Origin of the sequence: Nitrosomonas supralitoralis (assembly GCF_003011925.2) — a bacterium.
GTDB lineage: Bacteria > Pseudomonadota > Gammaproteobacteria > Burkholderiales > Nitrosomonadaceae > Nitrosomonas > Nitrosomonas supralitoralis.
Map to the genome: position 1 here is coordinate 32,900 of NZ_PXXU01000025.1, position 16,430 is coordinate 49,329.

The 16,430-nt window shown below is 42.2% G+C and carries 14 protein-coding genes, 1 tRNA gene and 1 pseudogene; 8 read left to right on the forward strand and 8 right to left on the reverse strand.

The features are described 5' to 3' along the window. Positions 1-145 precede the first annotated feature (145 nt). On the forward strand, positions 146-1,108 hold the full coding sequence (gene pip, locus C7H79_RS09425; protein ID WP_106707030.1) for a prolyl aminopeptidase: 963 nt from the start codon (positions 146-148) through the stop codon (positions 1,106-1,108). A gap of 45 nt (positions 1,109-1,153) precedes the next feature. Here pip and C7H79_RS09430 read toward each other — a convergent pair whose 3' ends face one another. Further along, the gene (locus C7H79_RS09430; protein ID WP_106707031.1) at positions 1,154-1,870 is read right to left on the reverse strand and encodes a phosphoadenylyl-sulfate reductase; all 717 of its coding nucleotides are present in this window, start codon (positions 1,868-1,870) and stop codon (positions 1,154-1,156) included. Between the two features lie 600 nt (positions 1,871-2,470). On the opposite strand from C7H79_RS09430, the gene C7H79_RS09440 reads away from it, so the two are divergent. Both C7H79_RS09440 and greB read left to right on the forward strand, forming a co-directional pair. Continuing rightward, the gene (locus C7H79_RS09440) at positions 2,471-3,007 is read left to right on the forward strand and encodes an ATP-dependent zinc protease family protein (protein ID WP_106707033.1); all 537 of its coding nucleotides are present in this window, start codon (positions 2,471-2,473) and stop codon (positions 3,005-3,007) included. A gap of 292 nt (positions 3,008-3,299) precedes the next feature. Then, complete coding sequence (greB, locus tag C7H79_RS09450) at positions 3,300-3,848, forward strand: transcription elongation factor GreB (protein WP_106707035.1); 549 nt, start codon at positions 3,300-3,302, stop codon at positions 3,846-3,848. Between the two features lie 424 nt (positions 3,849-4,272). Here greB and C7H79_RS09455 read toward each other — a convergent pair whose 3' ends face one another. From C7H79_RS09455 to queA, 6 genes are all read right to left on the reverse strand, one after another. Beyond that, positions 4,273-4,701: a hypothetical protein gene (locus tag C7H79_RS09455; RefSeq protein ID WP_106707036.1), complete on the reverse strand. Its 429-nt coding sequence runs from the start codon at positions 4,699-4,701 to the stop codon at positions 4,273-4,275. A gap of 136 nt (positions 4,702-4,837) precedes the next feature. Further along, complete coding sequence (gene secF / locus C7H79_RS09460) at positions 4,838-5,776, reverse strand: protein translocase subunit SecF (protein WP_106707037.1); 939 nt, start codon at positions 5,774-5,776, stop codon at positions 4,838-4,840. 22 nt (positions 5,777-5,798) lie between these two features. Then, positions 5,799-7,874 carry a protein translocase subunit SecD gene (secD, locus tag C7H79_RS09465; protein ID WP_106707038.1) on the reverse strand — a complete coding sequence of 692 codons (2,076 nt, stop codon included), beginning with the start codon at positions 7,872-7,874 and terminating at the stop codon, positions 5,799-5,801. A gap of 85 nt (positions 7,875-7,959) precedes the next feature. Then, positions 7,960-8,418: a preprotein translocase subunit YajC gene (gene yajC / locus C7H79_RS09470; protein ID WP_106707039.1), complete on the reverse strand. Its 459-nt coding sequence runs from the start codon at positions 8,416-8,418 to the stop codon at positions 7,960-7,962. A gap of 46 nt (positions 8,419-8,464) precedes the next feature. Continuing rightward, positions 8,465-9,550: a tRNA guanosine(34) transglycosylase Tgt gene (tgt, locus tag C7H79_RS09475; RefSeq protein ID WP_106707040.1), complete on the reverse strand. Its 1,086-nt coding sequence runs from the start codon at positions 9,548-9,550 to the stop codon at positions 8,465-8,467. Then, positions 9,547-10,581: a tRNA preQ1(34) S-adenosylmethionine ribosyltransferase-isomerase QueA gene (gene queA, locus C7H79_RS09480; protein WP_106707041.1), complete on the reverse strand. Its 1,035-nt coding sequence runs from the start codon at positions 10,579-10,581 to the stop codon at positions 9,547-9,549. The genes tgt and queA overlap by 4 nt, the downstream gene beginning before the upstream one ends. Positions 10,582-10,691: 110 nt before the next feature. Here queA and C7H79_RS09485 point away from each other — a divergent pair. Both C7H79_RS09485 and C7H79_RS09490 read left to right on the forward strand, forming a co-directional pair. Next, positions 10,692-10,778, forward strand: a tRNA-Leu gene (locus C7H79_RS09485). Between the two features lie 152 nt (positions 10,779-10,930). After that, a complete protein-coding gene (locus tag C7H79_RS09490; protein WP_106707042.1) occupies positions 10,931-11,188 on the forward strand; it encodes an Arm DNA-binding domain-containing protein in 258 nt (85 codons plus the stop codon). Between the two features lie 1,201 nt (positions 11,189-12,389). Here the strand turns inward: C7H79_RS09490 and C7H79_RS09495 are convergent. Beyond that, a complete protein-coding gene (locus C7H79_RS09495; protein ID WP_106707043.1) occupies positions 12,390-12,857 on the reverse strand; it encodes a hypothetical protein in 468 nt (155 codons plus the stop codon). Positions 12,858-13,043: 186 nt separating this feature from the next. Between C7H79_RS09495 and C7H79_RS09500 the strand changes: the two genes are divergently transcribed. The 3 genes and pseudogenes from C7H79_RS09500 to C7H79_RS09510 all read left to right on the forward strand — a co-directional run bounded on the left by C7H79_RS09500 (position 13,044) and on the right by C7H79_RS09510 (position 16,148). Then, complete coding sequence (locus tag C7H79_RS09500) at positions 13,044-14,594, forward strand: hypothetical protein (RefSeq protein WP_106707044.1); 1,551 nt, start codon at positions 13,044-13,046, stop codon at positions 14,592-14,594. Positions 14,595-14,671: 77 nt separating this feature from the next. Further along, positions 14,672-14,763: pseudogene (locus tag C7H79_RS19435) on the forward strand (IS1595 family transposase); the annotation flags it as partial. 212 nt (positions 14,764-14,975) lie between these two features. After that, entirely contained in the window at positions 14,976-16,148 is a 1,173-nt protein-coding gene (locus tag C7H79_RS09510) for a type III PLP-dependent enzyme (protein ID WP_106707046.1), read from the forward strand. Positions 16,149-16,430: the final 282 nt, after the last annotated feature.

A 16,430-nucleotide genomic window follows, 5' to 3' on the forward strand; every position in this document is an offset into this window, starting at 1 on the left:
ATTCCTTAAAACATTGATACAGTATGCAACCTTTCAAGCAATATACCAGAACTCTAATTCATTTAAGTTTTAAACTCTATGCTGTTTGTTGCTCTATTCTTTCAATTTCAAGTCCCATTAATCTGTAATAACTCCGCGATACACTATGAACAATCATTCACCTACCGTACTATACCCCGAAATCGAACCTTATAGCCAAGGAAGATTACCCTTGGACGAAACTCATACCATGTATTGGGAAGAATCCGGCCACCCTGCTGGAATTCCTGCTATCTTTCTGCATGGCGGACCTGGATCCGGATCAACCCCGACGCACCGGCGTTTCTTTGATCCAGCCTATTATCGCATAATCATTTACGATCAAAGGGGTGCAGGACGATCGACTCCACTCGGTGAAATTCGAGAGAATACCACCCCTCACCTGATTCACGATCTGGAATTACTCAGACAACACCTTGGAATTGATCGATGGCTGGTATTTGGAGGCTCCTGGGGTAGCACATTGGCAATTGCCTATGGCGAAGCACACCCTGAACGCTGCCTGGGCCTTATTCTGAGGGGAATTTTTCTTTGTCGCAAACAGGAAATCGATTGGTTTCTTTACGGGTTGCGCAATTTGTTTCCCGAAGCTTGGCATAATTTAGTTGAGCCACTATCAGAGGCGGAACGCAAAGATATTCTTTCGGCTTATTATCAGCGTTTGATGAACCCTGATCCAGCCATCCATATGCCTGCCGCGCGCACCTGGAGTACCTACGAAGGATCGTGCTCTACACTCTTACCGAGCCCTGCTACCGTCAGTTATTTTGCCAGTGATACTGTCGCGTTGGGGCTAGCACGCATGGAAGCGCATTATTTTAGCCACAACATTTTCCTGCCAGAAAACTCATTACTGGAAAACGTACACAAACTCCACAACATTCCCGCCACCATTGTACAGGGACGCTATGATGCAGTCTGCCCGATCGTCAGTGCTGATGATTTGCATCAGGCATGGCCACAAGCTGAGTACATTATTATTGATGACGCCGGACACTCGGCTTGGGAACCCGGCATACAATCAGCTTTGATCAAAACCACCGATCGATTTAAAACGCTAATCAAATAATCTACTGACAGTCACATCAAACACAACTGCATACGGGTTAGAAAGCTAAAGATGCAAGCCGCATTCAGTCTTCGGTTTTCCAACCCAACGACCACTGCGGCCTTCACCCTTAACGGTACAATGCGTACAACCTATCGAAGCATACCCTTCTGCCACAAGTGGATGAAAAGGTAACTTATGCTCGAGAATATAGGCATCACGCTCTTCACGAGTTACATCAATCATCGGATTAAATTTGATAATTCCACGACGTTCTTCAAAAATATTTAAACTAGCACGATGGTCCGTTTGCCAATTCATCAAACTGGAAACCCAAATATCGAAATTGGGCTTAATTTCTTCCAGTGGATTAATCTTATTAATCGAACAGCAAAGATCCGGATCTACCTCATACAGTTTTTCTTTTTTACTATATATATGTTGATAACCATCCGCTCTCAGATCCTTAACTTTTAGATGATACAACCCGACTAAATAATCCCGATATAACAAGGTTTCTGGAAAATGAAAACCAGTATCCACAAAAAAAACAACTTGCTCTGGGCGAATTCTGGAAATAATGTGCAAAAAATAAGCAGAAGTTGCTGCAAAAGAGGATGTCACCATTACTTTCTCAGGGTGAAAATCCGTATAAAGATTATGTAATCGTTGCTCGAAATTGAGCGGACGGTAACGATCATTCAGTTCGCTAATAGCCTGCGTACTTAGGCCGGCACTATTACTGTTAACGGGTTCTTGGATTACAGTTGCTACTTCAGACATAAAATTTCTCTTTTTTAATTAATTCCAGATACTAAAATGATTAATTCAAACTAGTTCAGTTTGCATTCACAACATGCCTAACTATACACCAACAAAAACGCAAGCATGAAACCATCCTGCCTTTAGCTCCAATCAAGCAGGCCGTTGGAAAACGTTTTAGAGGCAACCGATACAAGGCAAAAGCAGGCGAAAAAGCGCAGTTTATGCTTAATAAATGAGCATTTTGAGCCTGTATTTAACACCGTAGCAACAACGCAGATAGTTTTTCAACGGTCTACTAATGAGTATCCAGCATGCTATAAAACACACCACCTACTGCACTGTAGTCGTTGATACTGCCCAAAGCGCACCTGTCATCAATATTTTGTCGGCAAACATAAAAAAATAACTAAATTTAGTAAATTCTTAATCACTAGCCGGTATGTTTGACACTCCAGCTGGTTTACGGTATTTTTAATTAGGGCGTTTATTTAATTTTCCTGTGCGCCAAGCCATAACGGTCTTACGCCAACACAATTATTAGCATCTCTTTTTCATATCTGAGTCCACTTTGTACTGTGCTCAAATAACAAAGAATCTTTACGTAAAAATATACTTGTTATGAAATCACAAAAAACCAACCTGTTTTATTTTATTTTTCTATTTATAGGAACAGTTACTTTTTTTGCTTCAACGCCTGTTATAGCAAACAAGTCCGTATATGGATATCTTGAACCTGTAACGCTGACACCTGACAAGATTACACTGACAGCAAAACTGGATACAGGCGCGGAGACCGCTTCAATATCTGCAAAGGACATTCAGCTATATGAAAAAAAAGGTGAAGAGTATGTGAAGTTTAAAGTTTCTCATCCCAATTTGGAACAAACACTCCACTACAATTTACCCATTGTCCGTCATTCAAAAATAAAAAGGCGCGCTATCGATGGGATTAATAATAAAAAATTCCATTCACGCCCTGTAGTAAATATAGAAATATACTTTGATGGCAAACCCCATAAAATAATGGTCAATCTGATTGATCGCTCCAATTTCTCAACCCCCATGCTTCTGGGCAGAAAAGCATTAGAAAAAGTTGATGCCATTGTTGACAGCACCGTAGCAAATACACTGCTATCAAAAAACGAAAGATATTAATAAATAATCAGGCAATCTGTAGCATCTTGAGTGAGATGCGATAAAGATATCAATGAAATTCCACAGATCCAATAGTAAAGCGCAGGCAAAACCATTTTTCGGATTCTGTTTTGGTCGAAAGAACCACCGAAATTGCGACCATCTAGAAACGGATAACTATACAATGAGAGAGATTGCAGATGCGTTTGGTTTTCATTACGTACTGTCCGTCGGTTTTTTTAAAAAGGCTGAGAAATAAGAAATATTTCATCGCAAACCTGATACTTTCTATTACTAATGAAGATTTCCAAGCATGAATAAAGCATTCACCAAAGAGAAAGATGACGACGATGATCTTGACGACACACCGAAGTTACCGCAGGGTGTAAAGAATTACATCACGCCAGCAGGATATCAACGTTTGAGAGAGGAATTTGACCAGTTGTGGAAAGTGGAACGTCCGGAGCTGGTCAAAACCATTACCTGGGCAGCTTCCAATGGTGACCGTTCAGAAAATGGTGATTACATCTACGGCAAAAAGCGCTTACGCGAAATTGATCGTCGCCTACGTTTTTTATCCAAACGCCTGGATAATGCTGAAGTAGTTGACCCTGCGCAGCGCGGTGAATGCGACCAGGTTTTTTTTGGTGCCACCGTGACGGTCTGCAATGTACGAGGCGAGAGCCAAACATACAGCATTGTCGGCATGGACGAAACCGAACCCGGGTGCGGTCGCATCAGTTGGATTTCACCTCTGGCCAAGGCATTGCTCAAGACGCGAGAAGGTGATGTAGTGACGTTGCATACACCGGGAGGAGTGGAAGAACTGGAAGTAATTGAGGTTTATTATGAAGCGTTGTGAAATCTAAATACCCGAGGTCAGGTATTGATTTATTTCTATGGAATCGCTTTCAATCAAATGATTCTGCCATAGATGATATCTTTGGCTCGTTCTGAACTTCAAATATTGAAGTCCTTTTGAATTAACGTCTATGTTCGATTGTTGACTGAAGAGATAGAGTTTTTTCGATCCGCGTTTGCCATCCAAGTTGAATAAAGCACCCCGCCGCAAGCAGCGGGGTATTAACTACGCTCTTCATTCTGCTGGTTTTCAACCAGCTTTCGCCCCAAGGGGCGGGGAATTAAACCCGGAAGAGATTAAAAAATTATTTTACCTTGAGTGATGCAGCTTTTTTATGATACTGAAGACGAAGAATGTGAGTTTACACCATGATCACGAGTTTCTATAACAGAAAAATTGGTGGAAAAATCGCCGCTTGAATGGCTTAATAGTTGTAACTGAAAGTGGTATTCAAATGCTGTCTCAAGGATTCACCGGTCTGTTCTGAATATAATAACTGCAATCGGTCTCCATTAGCCGCAAAAAATGCCAAAGCTGCCGGACCGAATCCATGGCTGTCCGCAAACCGTTTACCTTCTGGCGTATTGATATCAGCCACAATAAATGCAACACGCTCCTCGAAATCGTCTCTCACTGCATTCATGGCAACCATGGTGTCGGCACTTTGAAGTACATTGCCGTCATGCACCAATACCAGCGCTTTGGTTCCCTGACCTATAACCGAAAGATCCTGCGAGAATCCTCGTGGCAGGAGACTCACTGCAATGACGATGACCAACAATATGAATGAAAATGTAATCAGTTTGGGCCAAATATTTTTCTTTTTGTGCGATGTATTATTCAGGGTGGACATTTTTATTTTCTCTTTGGGTTGTTAACAACTTTTTGCTAGATTCATGCAATTGCAACGAGTCTTGTGAAATAGCATGTGCGGATTCTTGCGATTTGTTGATTGTCACGCATAAAGACAGAAAGTCATCAGGGCACTCTTATACAACGGCTCCATCATTTTCCAGAGGCTTTTTCTCTAGCTTAACAAGATCCTCGCGCTTGACTCCAAGAAGTATGACGATAGAACTGCCAACCATAATTGAGGAGTAAATTCCAAATAGTATGCCGATTGTCAGGGCTAACGAGAAATAATAAAGTACTTCTCCGCCAAATAAGAGCATTGCGATTACAACCATTTGTGTACTGCCGTGCGTGATAATCGTACGCGACATGGTTTGTGTGATCGCGCTATCAATTACTTGAGTCACTGAAGCCTTGCGAAGCTTACGGAAATTTTCTCGAATACGGTCAAAAATAACTACCGATTCGTTAACTGAGTAACCCAGTATTGCTAAAACTGCGGCTAAAACCGTCAATGAAAATTCCCATTGAAAGAAGGCAAAGAAACCGAGAATAATAATGACATCATGCAAGTTTGCAACAATACCGGCAATGCCAAACTTCCATTCAAATCGCATGGCCAAGTATGCGACGATACCTAATGAAACGAATAACAAGGCGAGAGCGCCATTTTCTAATAATTCTTGACCTACCTGGGGACCAACAAATTCTACTCGCCTCATCTCAACTGAAGGATCAGCTTCCCGCAGTGCATTTAAAACAATTTCGGATAATTGGGCGCTGGAAAACTCTGGCTTAATGGGTAGTCGTATTAAAACTTCACGAGAGGTACCAAAGTTTTGCACACTCGCATCCGGCATCTCCAGAGCTGTTAAAACACCTCGTATTTTTTCCAAGTCTGCCGTTTGACTATAGCCAATTTCAAGTACTGTTCCGCCTGTGAAATCCACACCCAGGTTGAGACCTTTTGTCGAGATAAAAAAAACGGAAAGAATAAACGTTGCTATCGATATGATTGCACCCACCCGTCTCCATTTCATGAAGGGAATATCACGCTCAAATCTAAATAGTTCCATAGTTGTATTCCTTAATATCGGGTTATTGCTTCTTGGTTTTTTTAGCGCCAGTTGATTTACGTTTAATTCTAGCTTTGTTAGCGGTAGTTTCGGTTTTAGGTAAATTATCTACCAGACTTTCATCTTCGATTTTGTCTGATGTTTGACTGACAACATCCGGCTTGATATTTTCCTTGGTCTGCTCACCGCGTTTTGGTTCATCATCATCTGTAGATTCAGCAATCTCATTTTTGGAAAGATACTTGGGTTTACCATTTATCGAATTATTTTGCGGTATCCAGATTATTCCGATGGGAACATTATCAAGTTTTCGGCGGCTTCCGTACATAAAATTGACCATACCCCGTGATACAAAGATTGCCGTGAAAACGGACGTTATAATCCCCAAGCATAGTACTACCGCAAAACCCTTAACCGGTCCCGAGCCGAATGCAAATAAGGCAATGCCCGCAATCAAGGTGGTAATGTTAGAATCCAGAATGGTGCCAAATGCACGTTCATATCCCGACTGAATAGCTAGTTGCGGGGAAGCACCAGCACGTAATTCGTCTCTAATACGTTCATTGATAAGCACATTGGCATCAATTGCCATTCCCACTGTTAAAGCCAATGCCGCCATTCCAGGCAATGTCAGTGTTGCTTGCAGGATGGACAACAAACCGACTAGCAGCAGCAAGTTTAATCCAAGCGCAATAACAGAGATAACGCCAAATGCGGTGTAATAGGCTATTATGAAAATCGCAACAGCGACGAATCCATACAGGGTTGAATTAAATCCACGAGTAATGTTGTCCGCACCGAGGCTAGGGCCAACAGTGCGTTCCTCAATAATATCCATTGGTGCTGCTAATGCGCCCGCGCGTAATAATAGCGCAACATCCCGTGCTTCCAGGCTAGTCATGCGCCCACTGATCTGAACACGTCCACCACCGATTTCCTCGCGAATAACCGGTGCGGTAACTACTTCCGCTGCATTTTTTTCAATCAGCAGAATAGCCATTCTTCTACCCACATTCTCACGTGTTAATTGCTTAAAAATTCGCGATCCATTGTTATCCAGACTGACGTGTACTGCCGGTTGATTGTCTTTATCAAATCCTGGCTGTGCATCAGTAATACGTTCGCCCGTGAGCAAAACCTGTTTTTTGACTAGAATTGGACTTCCGCCACGTTCCTGATGCAACTCTGTGCCAATTGGAATCTTGCCACGTAAGGCCGCATCAAGATCATGCTCATCATCAACCATACGAACTTCCAACGTAGCTGTGCGCCCCAAAATATCCTTTGCTTTAGCGGTATCTTGCACACCCGGTAATTGGACAATCACGCGGTCTGCACCGGCTTTCTGAATGATAGGTTCGGCCACACCTAATTCATTGACACGATTGCGCAATGTCGTGATATTTTGCATCACAGCCGAGTCCTGCATGCGCGTTTGAACTTCTGGTTTGATTTCAGCTATGAGGTGATATCGATTATCGATATTTTCTGTACTTAGTGCAAAATCCGCAAAATTTGATTTTAATTCTGTTTCTGCTCTTGAGCGTGATTCAAGGTCGCGAAACTTCAGGATCAGTTTTTTTGCTTGCTTCTCAATTCCGGTATATGGAATCTTTTTTTCGCGCAAAGTACTGCGAATATCGATGCTATAACGATCGAGCGATTTCTCCAGTGCTCCTTCCATATCAACCGCCAGCATGAAATGCACCCCACCACGCAGATCCAATCCCAGATACATTGGTAAGGCACCGAGGTTTGTCAGCCATTGCGGAGAATTTGGAAGCAGATTCAAGGCAATGATATATTCGTTGCCGAGCACTGATTCGAGTAGATCTTTTGCTTTCATCTGCAAATCGGTATCAGCGAAGCGAACCTTAATACTGCCTTCCTCAAGAAAAATTCCATTCATTTCAAGGTTGGCTTGTTTCAGTGTGTCTTCTACTCGTTGCAACAACGCGGTATCAGTGCTTGCAGAAATCCGTAGAGGAGAAATCTGTATTGCTGGAGATTCGCCGTAAAAATTCGGCAATGTGTAAAGCGCGCCGAGTAACAGTGCAACCGCAATAATCAGGTACTGCCAAAGTGCGTAGCGGTTCATGGGTATCAGTTAAATATCAAGTATGGGTAAAAAGGCAAACAAAGGCGGAGAGTCAAATAGCTAATTCCCTCCTTGTCAAACGCAATTATTTCTTTTCGTTATTTATGTCAGCTTCAGCGATAACGGCTTCTGTTGCTTCGTTGGCATCTACAGCTTTATTACTTTCTGATGCAATTGACTTTGGTGTTTTTGTTCTGGGTGCTTTACTTTTAGGTTCGATACTTCTCAACGTTCCCTTGGGCAATAAAGTTTGTACTGAAGATTTAAGAACGGTGATTTCTATTGCTGGAGCTATTTCTATAATGACATAGGTTTCACTTACGTTGAGTATTTGTCCCAAAATACCACCATTTGTAATGACTTCATCGCCTCTTTGCAACGCTTCCACCATTTGCTTATGTTCTTTGGCGCGCTTGGCTTGTGGACGAATAAGCAGGAAATAAAATAAGACGAGTATACCGATCATCGGTAATAAGGTGACCCAGCCTGCATCACTTTGCGCCGTCGAAGCAGTAGCCTGTGCAAATGCATCATTAATCAGCATTATATTCTCCCTTTAGTAAAAAAACACATATTAACATGATGGCCGCTTATGCCTGAAATTCTTGTGCATATTCTTCAAATTGCTGATTCTCAATTGCGCTGCGAATTTCTGACATAAGTTGCTGATAGTAGTATATATTATGAACGGTATTCAAGTGCGCACCGAGCATTTCATTGATACGTTGCAAGTGGTGTAGATAGGAACGACTAAAATTCTGACAGGTATAGCACTCGCAGTGTTCATCGGGCGGCAATGTGTCCAAACGATAGCGACTGTTACGCAATTTGATGATGCCATGCCGCGTATACATCCAGCCATTCCGAGCGTTGCGAGTCGGCAACACGCAATCAAACATATCGATACCTTGCGCTACAGCATGAACAATATCAGCAGGCGTGCCGACACCCATCAAATAACGTGGTCTATCAGGTGGCAGCAGTGGTGTAGTGTGTTTTAGAATACGCTGCATATCCGCTTTGGGCTCTCCAACGGATAATCCGCCGATGGCGTAACCATCAAAACCGATCTGATTCAAGCCGGCAAATGAATGTTCGCGCAAATGTTCGTACATGCCTCCTTGCACGATACCAAATAACGCATTTGAATTTCTATTGTGTGCTTGTTTGGAACGCTCCGCCCATCGCAGGCTCAACTCCATTGAGAGCCTAGCAGCGGTTTCATCCGCTGGATAAGGTGTGCATTCATCAAAGATCATGACTATATCGGAATTTAAGGTACGCTGAATTCGCATCGATTCTTCCGGTGACAAAAAACATTCATCACCATTGACCGGCGATTTGAAATGGACACCTTGCTCTGTGATTTTACGCAATTTACCCAGACTATACACTTGGAAGCCACCTGAATCGGTTAATACTGGGCCATGCCAGCCAATGAAGTCATGTAACCCGCCATGCGCCTCGATAACCTCTAATCCAGGACGCAACCATAGATGAAACGTATTGCCAAGAATGATCTGCGCATGAGTCGCTTGCAGCGCTGCAGGCGACATGCTTTTGACTGCACCGTAAGTACCTACGGGCATAAAAACTGGTGTTTCGACTATACCATGCGCCAAAGCCAATGTGCCTCTGCGAGCTGCTTTATCAGTTGAATGCAATTGAAATTTCAAGATTCTTTCTCAATCAGCATAGCATCTCCATAACTAAAAAAGCGATATTGTTCTTTGATCGCATGTTGATAAACTTGTCTAATATTTTCCATGCCGGCAAAAGCCGAAACTAACATTAGTAAAGTTGAACATGGTAAGTGAAAGTTGGTTAATAATCGATCAATGACTTGAAAACGATATCCCGGGGTAATAAAAATCTGTGTATTGCCATAACCAGCAACCAACTCCCCCTGATAAAGCGATGCGCAAGCCTCCAATGCGCGCAGCGATGTAGTGCCCACCGCAAGAATGCGGCCTCCCGTCATTTTGGCATTCTCGATAGCTTCCACGGTGGCTTGGGGAATGTGATAAGTTTCACTGTGCATAATATGATCGGCAATATTCTCAACTCGCACCGGCTGAAATGTTCCAGCACCAACATGCAAAGTGACATAAGCAAGGATTACACCGATAGCTCGCAATTGATTCAGCATATCGAGATCGAAATGCAAACCGGCAGTTGGCGCCGCAACAGCCCCAGAATTTTTGGCATACACTGTTTGATAACGTTCTTCATCAGTCATTGTGACAGGACGGGTAATATATGGAGGCAGAGGTAATTGGCCATAACAATCCAGTATTTCCTCTACTGTATTTTCATGTTCAAAGCGTAAGGTATAAAATTCTTGCTCACGTGCGATTACGGTTAATGGAATCGCATCATCCAGAATTAGTTGTGAATCCAGTTTTGGCGCATGACTAGCGCGAATTGTTGCCACAACATGGCGGTCATCCAGCACTCGCTCCACCATTACCTCCACCTTGCCGCCACTGGCTTTTCTACCCAGCAAACGCGCTTTGATCACTTGCGTGTCGTTAAACACCATTACATCTCCAACTCGCAAGAAATCGGGAAGACTCGAAAACAAATTATCCTTCCATTGCTTGTTGATACTATCCAGATAGAGCAGGCGACAGCCGGATCTTTGTTCTGCGGGAAATTGCGCGATCAATTCGGAGGGGAGATAAAAATCAAAATCCTGAGTCTTCATGCCGTGTATTATACCGATGCAATAGGTTTTCTGCCCATGCTGCTTGCTGTACAGTGGGTTTTCAGTGATAATTGCGCCTTCTGTTTATTCAAAAACAGTCAAATAGCTAGGCCGAGATGGCGGAATTGGTAGACGCACGGGACTCAAAATCCCGCGATGGTGACATCATGGGGGTTCGATTCCCCCTCTCGGCACCAATAGAGGTTTTCAACAAGTTTCATATCGCATCAAATCCTTTGTAATAATTGAATTTTTTTATGGACTGATAGTATCAGAAGGTAGCGGATTATCTTTTGACATATCTTCAATTTGACGGTACTTTTGATACTGTCAACCGAGATACCGTCAAATGCTTACCGATATCACAGTACGTCAAGCTAAAGCAAAAATTCAGCCCTACAAAATAAGTGACAGCAGTGGATTGTATTTACTGGTGAAAACTACGGGTAAATATTGGCGCATGGATTACCGATTTGTGGGGAAACGTAAGACTTTGACTATCGGCGTTTATCCTGCAGCTTCCCTTATTAACGCCAGAAAGAAACGCGATCAAGCACGTGAATTGCTCTTAAAGGATATTGATCCATCGCTATTTACACCTCCATAATTAAATAAAATTTTTTCGACGAATTTTCCGGGAAGATGAAAAAATACATGCAAAGAATCGTCTCGCTAACTCGTTATGTTAATATCTGACATAAAAATGAACCAATCAAAAAAACTTTACTCATATACATATAAATCAATTTTTTCTCTCCCTTTTAATTGATTTTCCGCATCAGCCAGTGCAAGTTTAGTTTATGCATAGTCGGTAATGGCTGAATAAATTCAACCAGTTCCCTTCCCTTGGGGAGCTGGTTTTTTTATGTCTAATATCCCTTATAGATAAATCCATTAGTCATGTTTTGGGGTTACCCTCACGTATTAATTCATCAATGACAAAATGATTGTCTCAAGAGACTGCATGTTATCTTTTGAAATAACATCAATTTTCTGGCATTTATAAACTAAACACCATCAAGTGCTTACAAATGTCGCAATACGTCAAGCTCTAGCAAAGGACAAGATAAGTTGCTTGCCAAAAACTGGCTATACGTTAACTGCCATTACATTTTGGCTTTAATTCTTAAGAGGTTATTTAGATTACCCACAAATTCTGTGGATAACTTTGTGAATAACTTCTTAGTTAGGTATCAAACCTTAGGTTTTCCAAGGGTTTTGCCGAGCCTGACTAATTATTCAACAGTTTAATTAAACAATACTTATCATATAGTTATGAAATTTACCTAAAATCAAAATAAAGACTCAAAAAAACATCCGTCACTCTCCTGATCTGTGGATTAATCGTAAAGTCAAGGAAAAATTATAGCCTCAATCGAAAGAATAAGATAATTTTGATGTTTTCTTATCTTCCATAATAAGGTACTTCTTATATTCTCAGTCATGAGAATGATTGCACCCCCACTTATTTTCAAACTAACGAATTTCAAAACATAGTTAGCAACATTTATCAATGAGATGAATCAAAAATGAATGATTTAAACCAGGTTAACCAATCAGCAGCTTTTAGCAAATGCTGGGCTGGGCTGGGCTGGTCTGGTCTGGTCTGGTCTGGTCTGGTCTGGTCTGGCATTCAAATAATCATAAGCAATCTTGGAACCCTGTACATAATTTAGTTAGTTAATACCCCAAACTGTGGACAATAATAACTCTGGTACGAAAACACATCGCAAAGATTGGGCATTTCCTGGTAATTTCGATAGATAAGTATTTATCTTTGATTGACATTATTAATTTACAAAGTATATCTATTTTGAATCTGTATATTCAATCGAGTAATTCCAGACTAATTTATTTTCTATTCTCTGGTTTGAGTAGAAATAAATTTCTTTCTTAATATCCCTGGCTTGCATGGGTGGAATTGAGACATAAATGTATTCATTGCTCTCTGAGATAATAAAGCAATAAGTAGCATCACTTGTACAGTCTTTAACAGTAATTTTTAGTTGCACACCACTTAAAGTATATTTCTCTGAGTTGTTGATTATGCGTCCCGTCATTTCATAGTTATTGTTTATGGGATTAAAGGAAATATTTTCAAAAATAACCTCTGAAGATGAAATTCTATTTTTGAATTTATTTTTTTCATATTCTTGATATTGCAAGGATAAAAATACTGCAATAATGCCAACCACAACAAAATATCCTGCAAATTTTCTAAAGCGCGCAGACAGCAAGAGCAAGATCAATATCATGATTCCAAACAGGAATTTCACAAATAACCCCTAATATGAACGATGCTTCTGATCAGCAAAAAAGTGACTGATTATTGGCGGATTTAAGTAATAGCTGCATAGAAATAGTTACTATCAGTTGTATCTGTTTGGGAAATATTTTAATGTGCTTTAATTGGATGCAAATATAGTACGCGTCACACACATATTACTCCGATGGGAAGGTCTATGGATAATTCTAATAATTTAGCCCGTATGATACCAACTGAGGTAAGAGCATTCTTCATTCTGAGCTTGTTGCTCCTGACCGGCTGTAGCGGAATGCAAACGAGATTAACTGCACCGGAAGATATTACTGCGACAACCTGTCGAGATTTATTTCAGAAAGTTAATACTGCGATTGACAATACCGCTGTGCGCGATTATGGTTCATCATCGATAAAAGAATTTCCCTATCTACGCACAACTCGCCTGCTGGCTTCATTTAATCATGAGCTCAGAAGTGAGTCATCACCATGGAAAGCATGGATTGGCCATATGGCTGATCTTGATGCACAAGCACGCGCCTTTGAGCTGCGTAATCTACCTATCTCAGTTACGAATCGTCAAAACGAGATCTTGCTTAATTATCTCAACCGTTGCCGTGAACTATTGATAGCAGTTGATCTCACTGAACTGGAGCACCGTACCCTGCTGCGCGATATTACTCATGTTCCTGATGATTATGTCGGTTGGTGGCAAGCACTCGGCCTTTACCCACTCACTGCGCCCATTGTCGCCGTTGGAATCTCAGCATGGCATCGCCGAACGCACGACATCTTTGCCATGCCGCTGACATCGCTACCTGTTAAAGGTAAGATGATTCGGTGGGCACCGACATCTACCTCCTTCCCTGCAACCACCGGTGATTTATTACCTCATAAGCCCATGAGTACACAACAGATCAGCAAGATCTTATATCAATCGCGTGATTCACTTGGAATTCCTTTACCAACGGCTACGGAGCTTAATCAACTTTTTGAAACATTTGCACCAATATGGGAAGTAGATGTGGTCGATGAAAATGATCACATAGGTATGGTGTTCTGGGAAGAAAATAAACCGTCTGTAGACATCACCCGCCCAACCCTTTACCGTAAGGTTTCACATACTCGCTTTGGCAACTTGGTATTGTTACAGCTTAATTACGTCGTCTGGTTTCCAGCACGGCCTGGTAATGACATTTATGCTGGCCAGCTCGACGGGATCAACTGGCGGGTAACTTTAGGACCTGATGGCGAACCATGGTTATACGATACAATCCACAATTGCGGTTGCTATCATCAATTCTTCCCGAGTCGTCATTTACAACTGCGTAAGGGTCTTCCATCAGCCTATTTTGAATTTCCACTGCTACCGCAATTGGCACCCGAACAGCAGCCGCTGGTGCTGCGTATCGCCCACCATACTCATTTCATACAACGGGTTTACCACGATAAAGAAATAAATGATTCTCCGCCAGGGGCAGGAATACAAACGCGCCAACCAATGCTGTGGAAAAACTATGATGAATTACGTTCTCTACCTTCTTATAACGAATACCTCAGTCTGTTCGGAAAATATGGATTAGTCACGGGAACAGAACGCGCTGAACGCTTTCTTCTATGGCCTATGGGAATTCGCTCGCCAGGTGCCATGCGTCAATGGGGTCGTCATCCCACTGCCTTTAACGGTCGAAGGCATTTTGACGATGCTTTTCTCATCGAATCTCTGTTTGAGAGGGCACATAAAATACAATGAAACCAACGCATTGTTCTCAATCTTATCTTCCAGTCGCATCATCGACTGAAGTGCAATATATCAATATTGCTCATTTCTTTGAGCTGCATTTAAAAGAGTCAGAATGCGACTGGGAAAACAACCGGAAGCTCTTGCTGATGAACTATGGCAAATCATCAGATATCATTGATCTTTGCTAGTCTAGAGCATTATTATTTATGTAAGATATCGAACAGAATTGTATTCTCATTCATTGCATAATAAACTAACAATTAGTTTCACAACTATAATCCTAAAGATTATCGGAATTTTTAGTTAAAATATCAGCCAGATACTTTGGGGGATTATCCGCGCTGAACTTCAAATTGCCCCTAACAACCTACTTGGAGAATCTCTTAGTCAATGTCTGACACAGCGGTTACAGTTTGTGATTATTTCGATGATTCTACGTGGAGACGGATCAAAGCTTTCTCCGATACGCACGAAACTCCCTTTCTTGTTGTAGATCTCGCCACCATTGACCGACAATACGATGATATGTCACGGCATTTTCCATACGCGCGCACCTATTACGCAGTCAAAGCCAATCCGGCACCAGAAGTTCTGACACTGCTTAAAGACAAAGGTGCGTGTTTTGACATCGCATCAACGTACGAACTTGACAAGGTGCTCGCACTCGGCGTGACACCCGATCGAATCAGCTTCGGCAATACGATCAAGAAAGCCAAAGATATCCGTTTATTCTATCAAAAGGGTGTAAGGTTGTTCGCAACCGATTCCGAGGCAGATCTACGCAATATTGCGAAAGCCGCACCTGGTGCACGCATCTACACCCGTATCCTAACAGAAGGTACGTTGACCGCCGATTGGCCACTGTCGAGAAAATTCGGCTGCGAGAGTGACATGGCTATGGATTTATTGATCCTCGCTCGTGATCTTGGTCTCGTCCCATATGGTGTATCGTTTCACGTCGGTTCGCAACAACGTGAAATCGGCGCTTGGGACGCCGCGCTAGGTAAGGTTAAAGTGATCTTCAATCGCTTGTGGGAAGAGGATCGCATCAAACTGCAGATGATAAACATGGGCGGCGGATTTCCTGCCAATTATTTGCAACGCACGAACGAACTCTCGATCTACGCTGAGGAGATTGCGCGATTCTTGCACGAAGATTTTCTGGATGAAATGCCTGAGATCATTATCGAGCCAGGCCGCTCAATGATCTCGAATGCAGGCGTACTTGTTAGTGAAGTCGTACTAATCTCGCGCAAATCCCGCACGGCGCTGCATCGATGGGTTTACACCGACGTGGGCAAGTTTACTGGGTTGATCGAGACGCTTGATGAATCTATCAAGTATCCGATCTACACTGTCAAGAACGGCGAACTGGAGAACGCGATTATCGCTGGACCGACATGCGACAGCGCAGATATCATGTACGAGAACTATAAGTACGGGTTACCGCTGAATCTTGCAGCCGGCGATCGACTGTATTGGTTGTCGACTGGCGCCTACACAACGACATACAGCTCAGTGGAGTTCAACGGTTTTCCACCATTAAAGGATTATTACATCTAAACGGAAATGAATGTTTTCTGAATGATAGCAATTTCGCAGATTCTGTCGCATTAATCCCAATAACAACTATTTTGGATGAACAGATATGCCATTTCTATAAGCTAGTATGATGAATAAGTACTACAAGCTTCAACTTTCAGTCTGTGGTGCTGCCACCAAACTTGCTCAGCATCAAACTCAAGGGTAATCCTCCCCTATATTAAAGGTGCAATACAGTAGAATTTTCTATCCTAAACGGAGAGGAATTTTACTGATGAAGAAGCAGCGATTTACGGAAAGCAG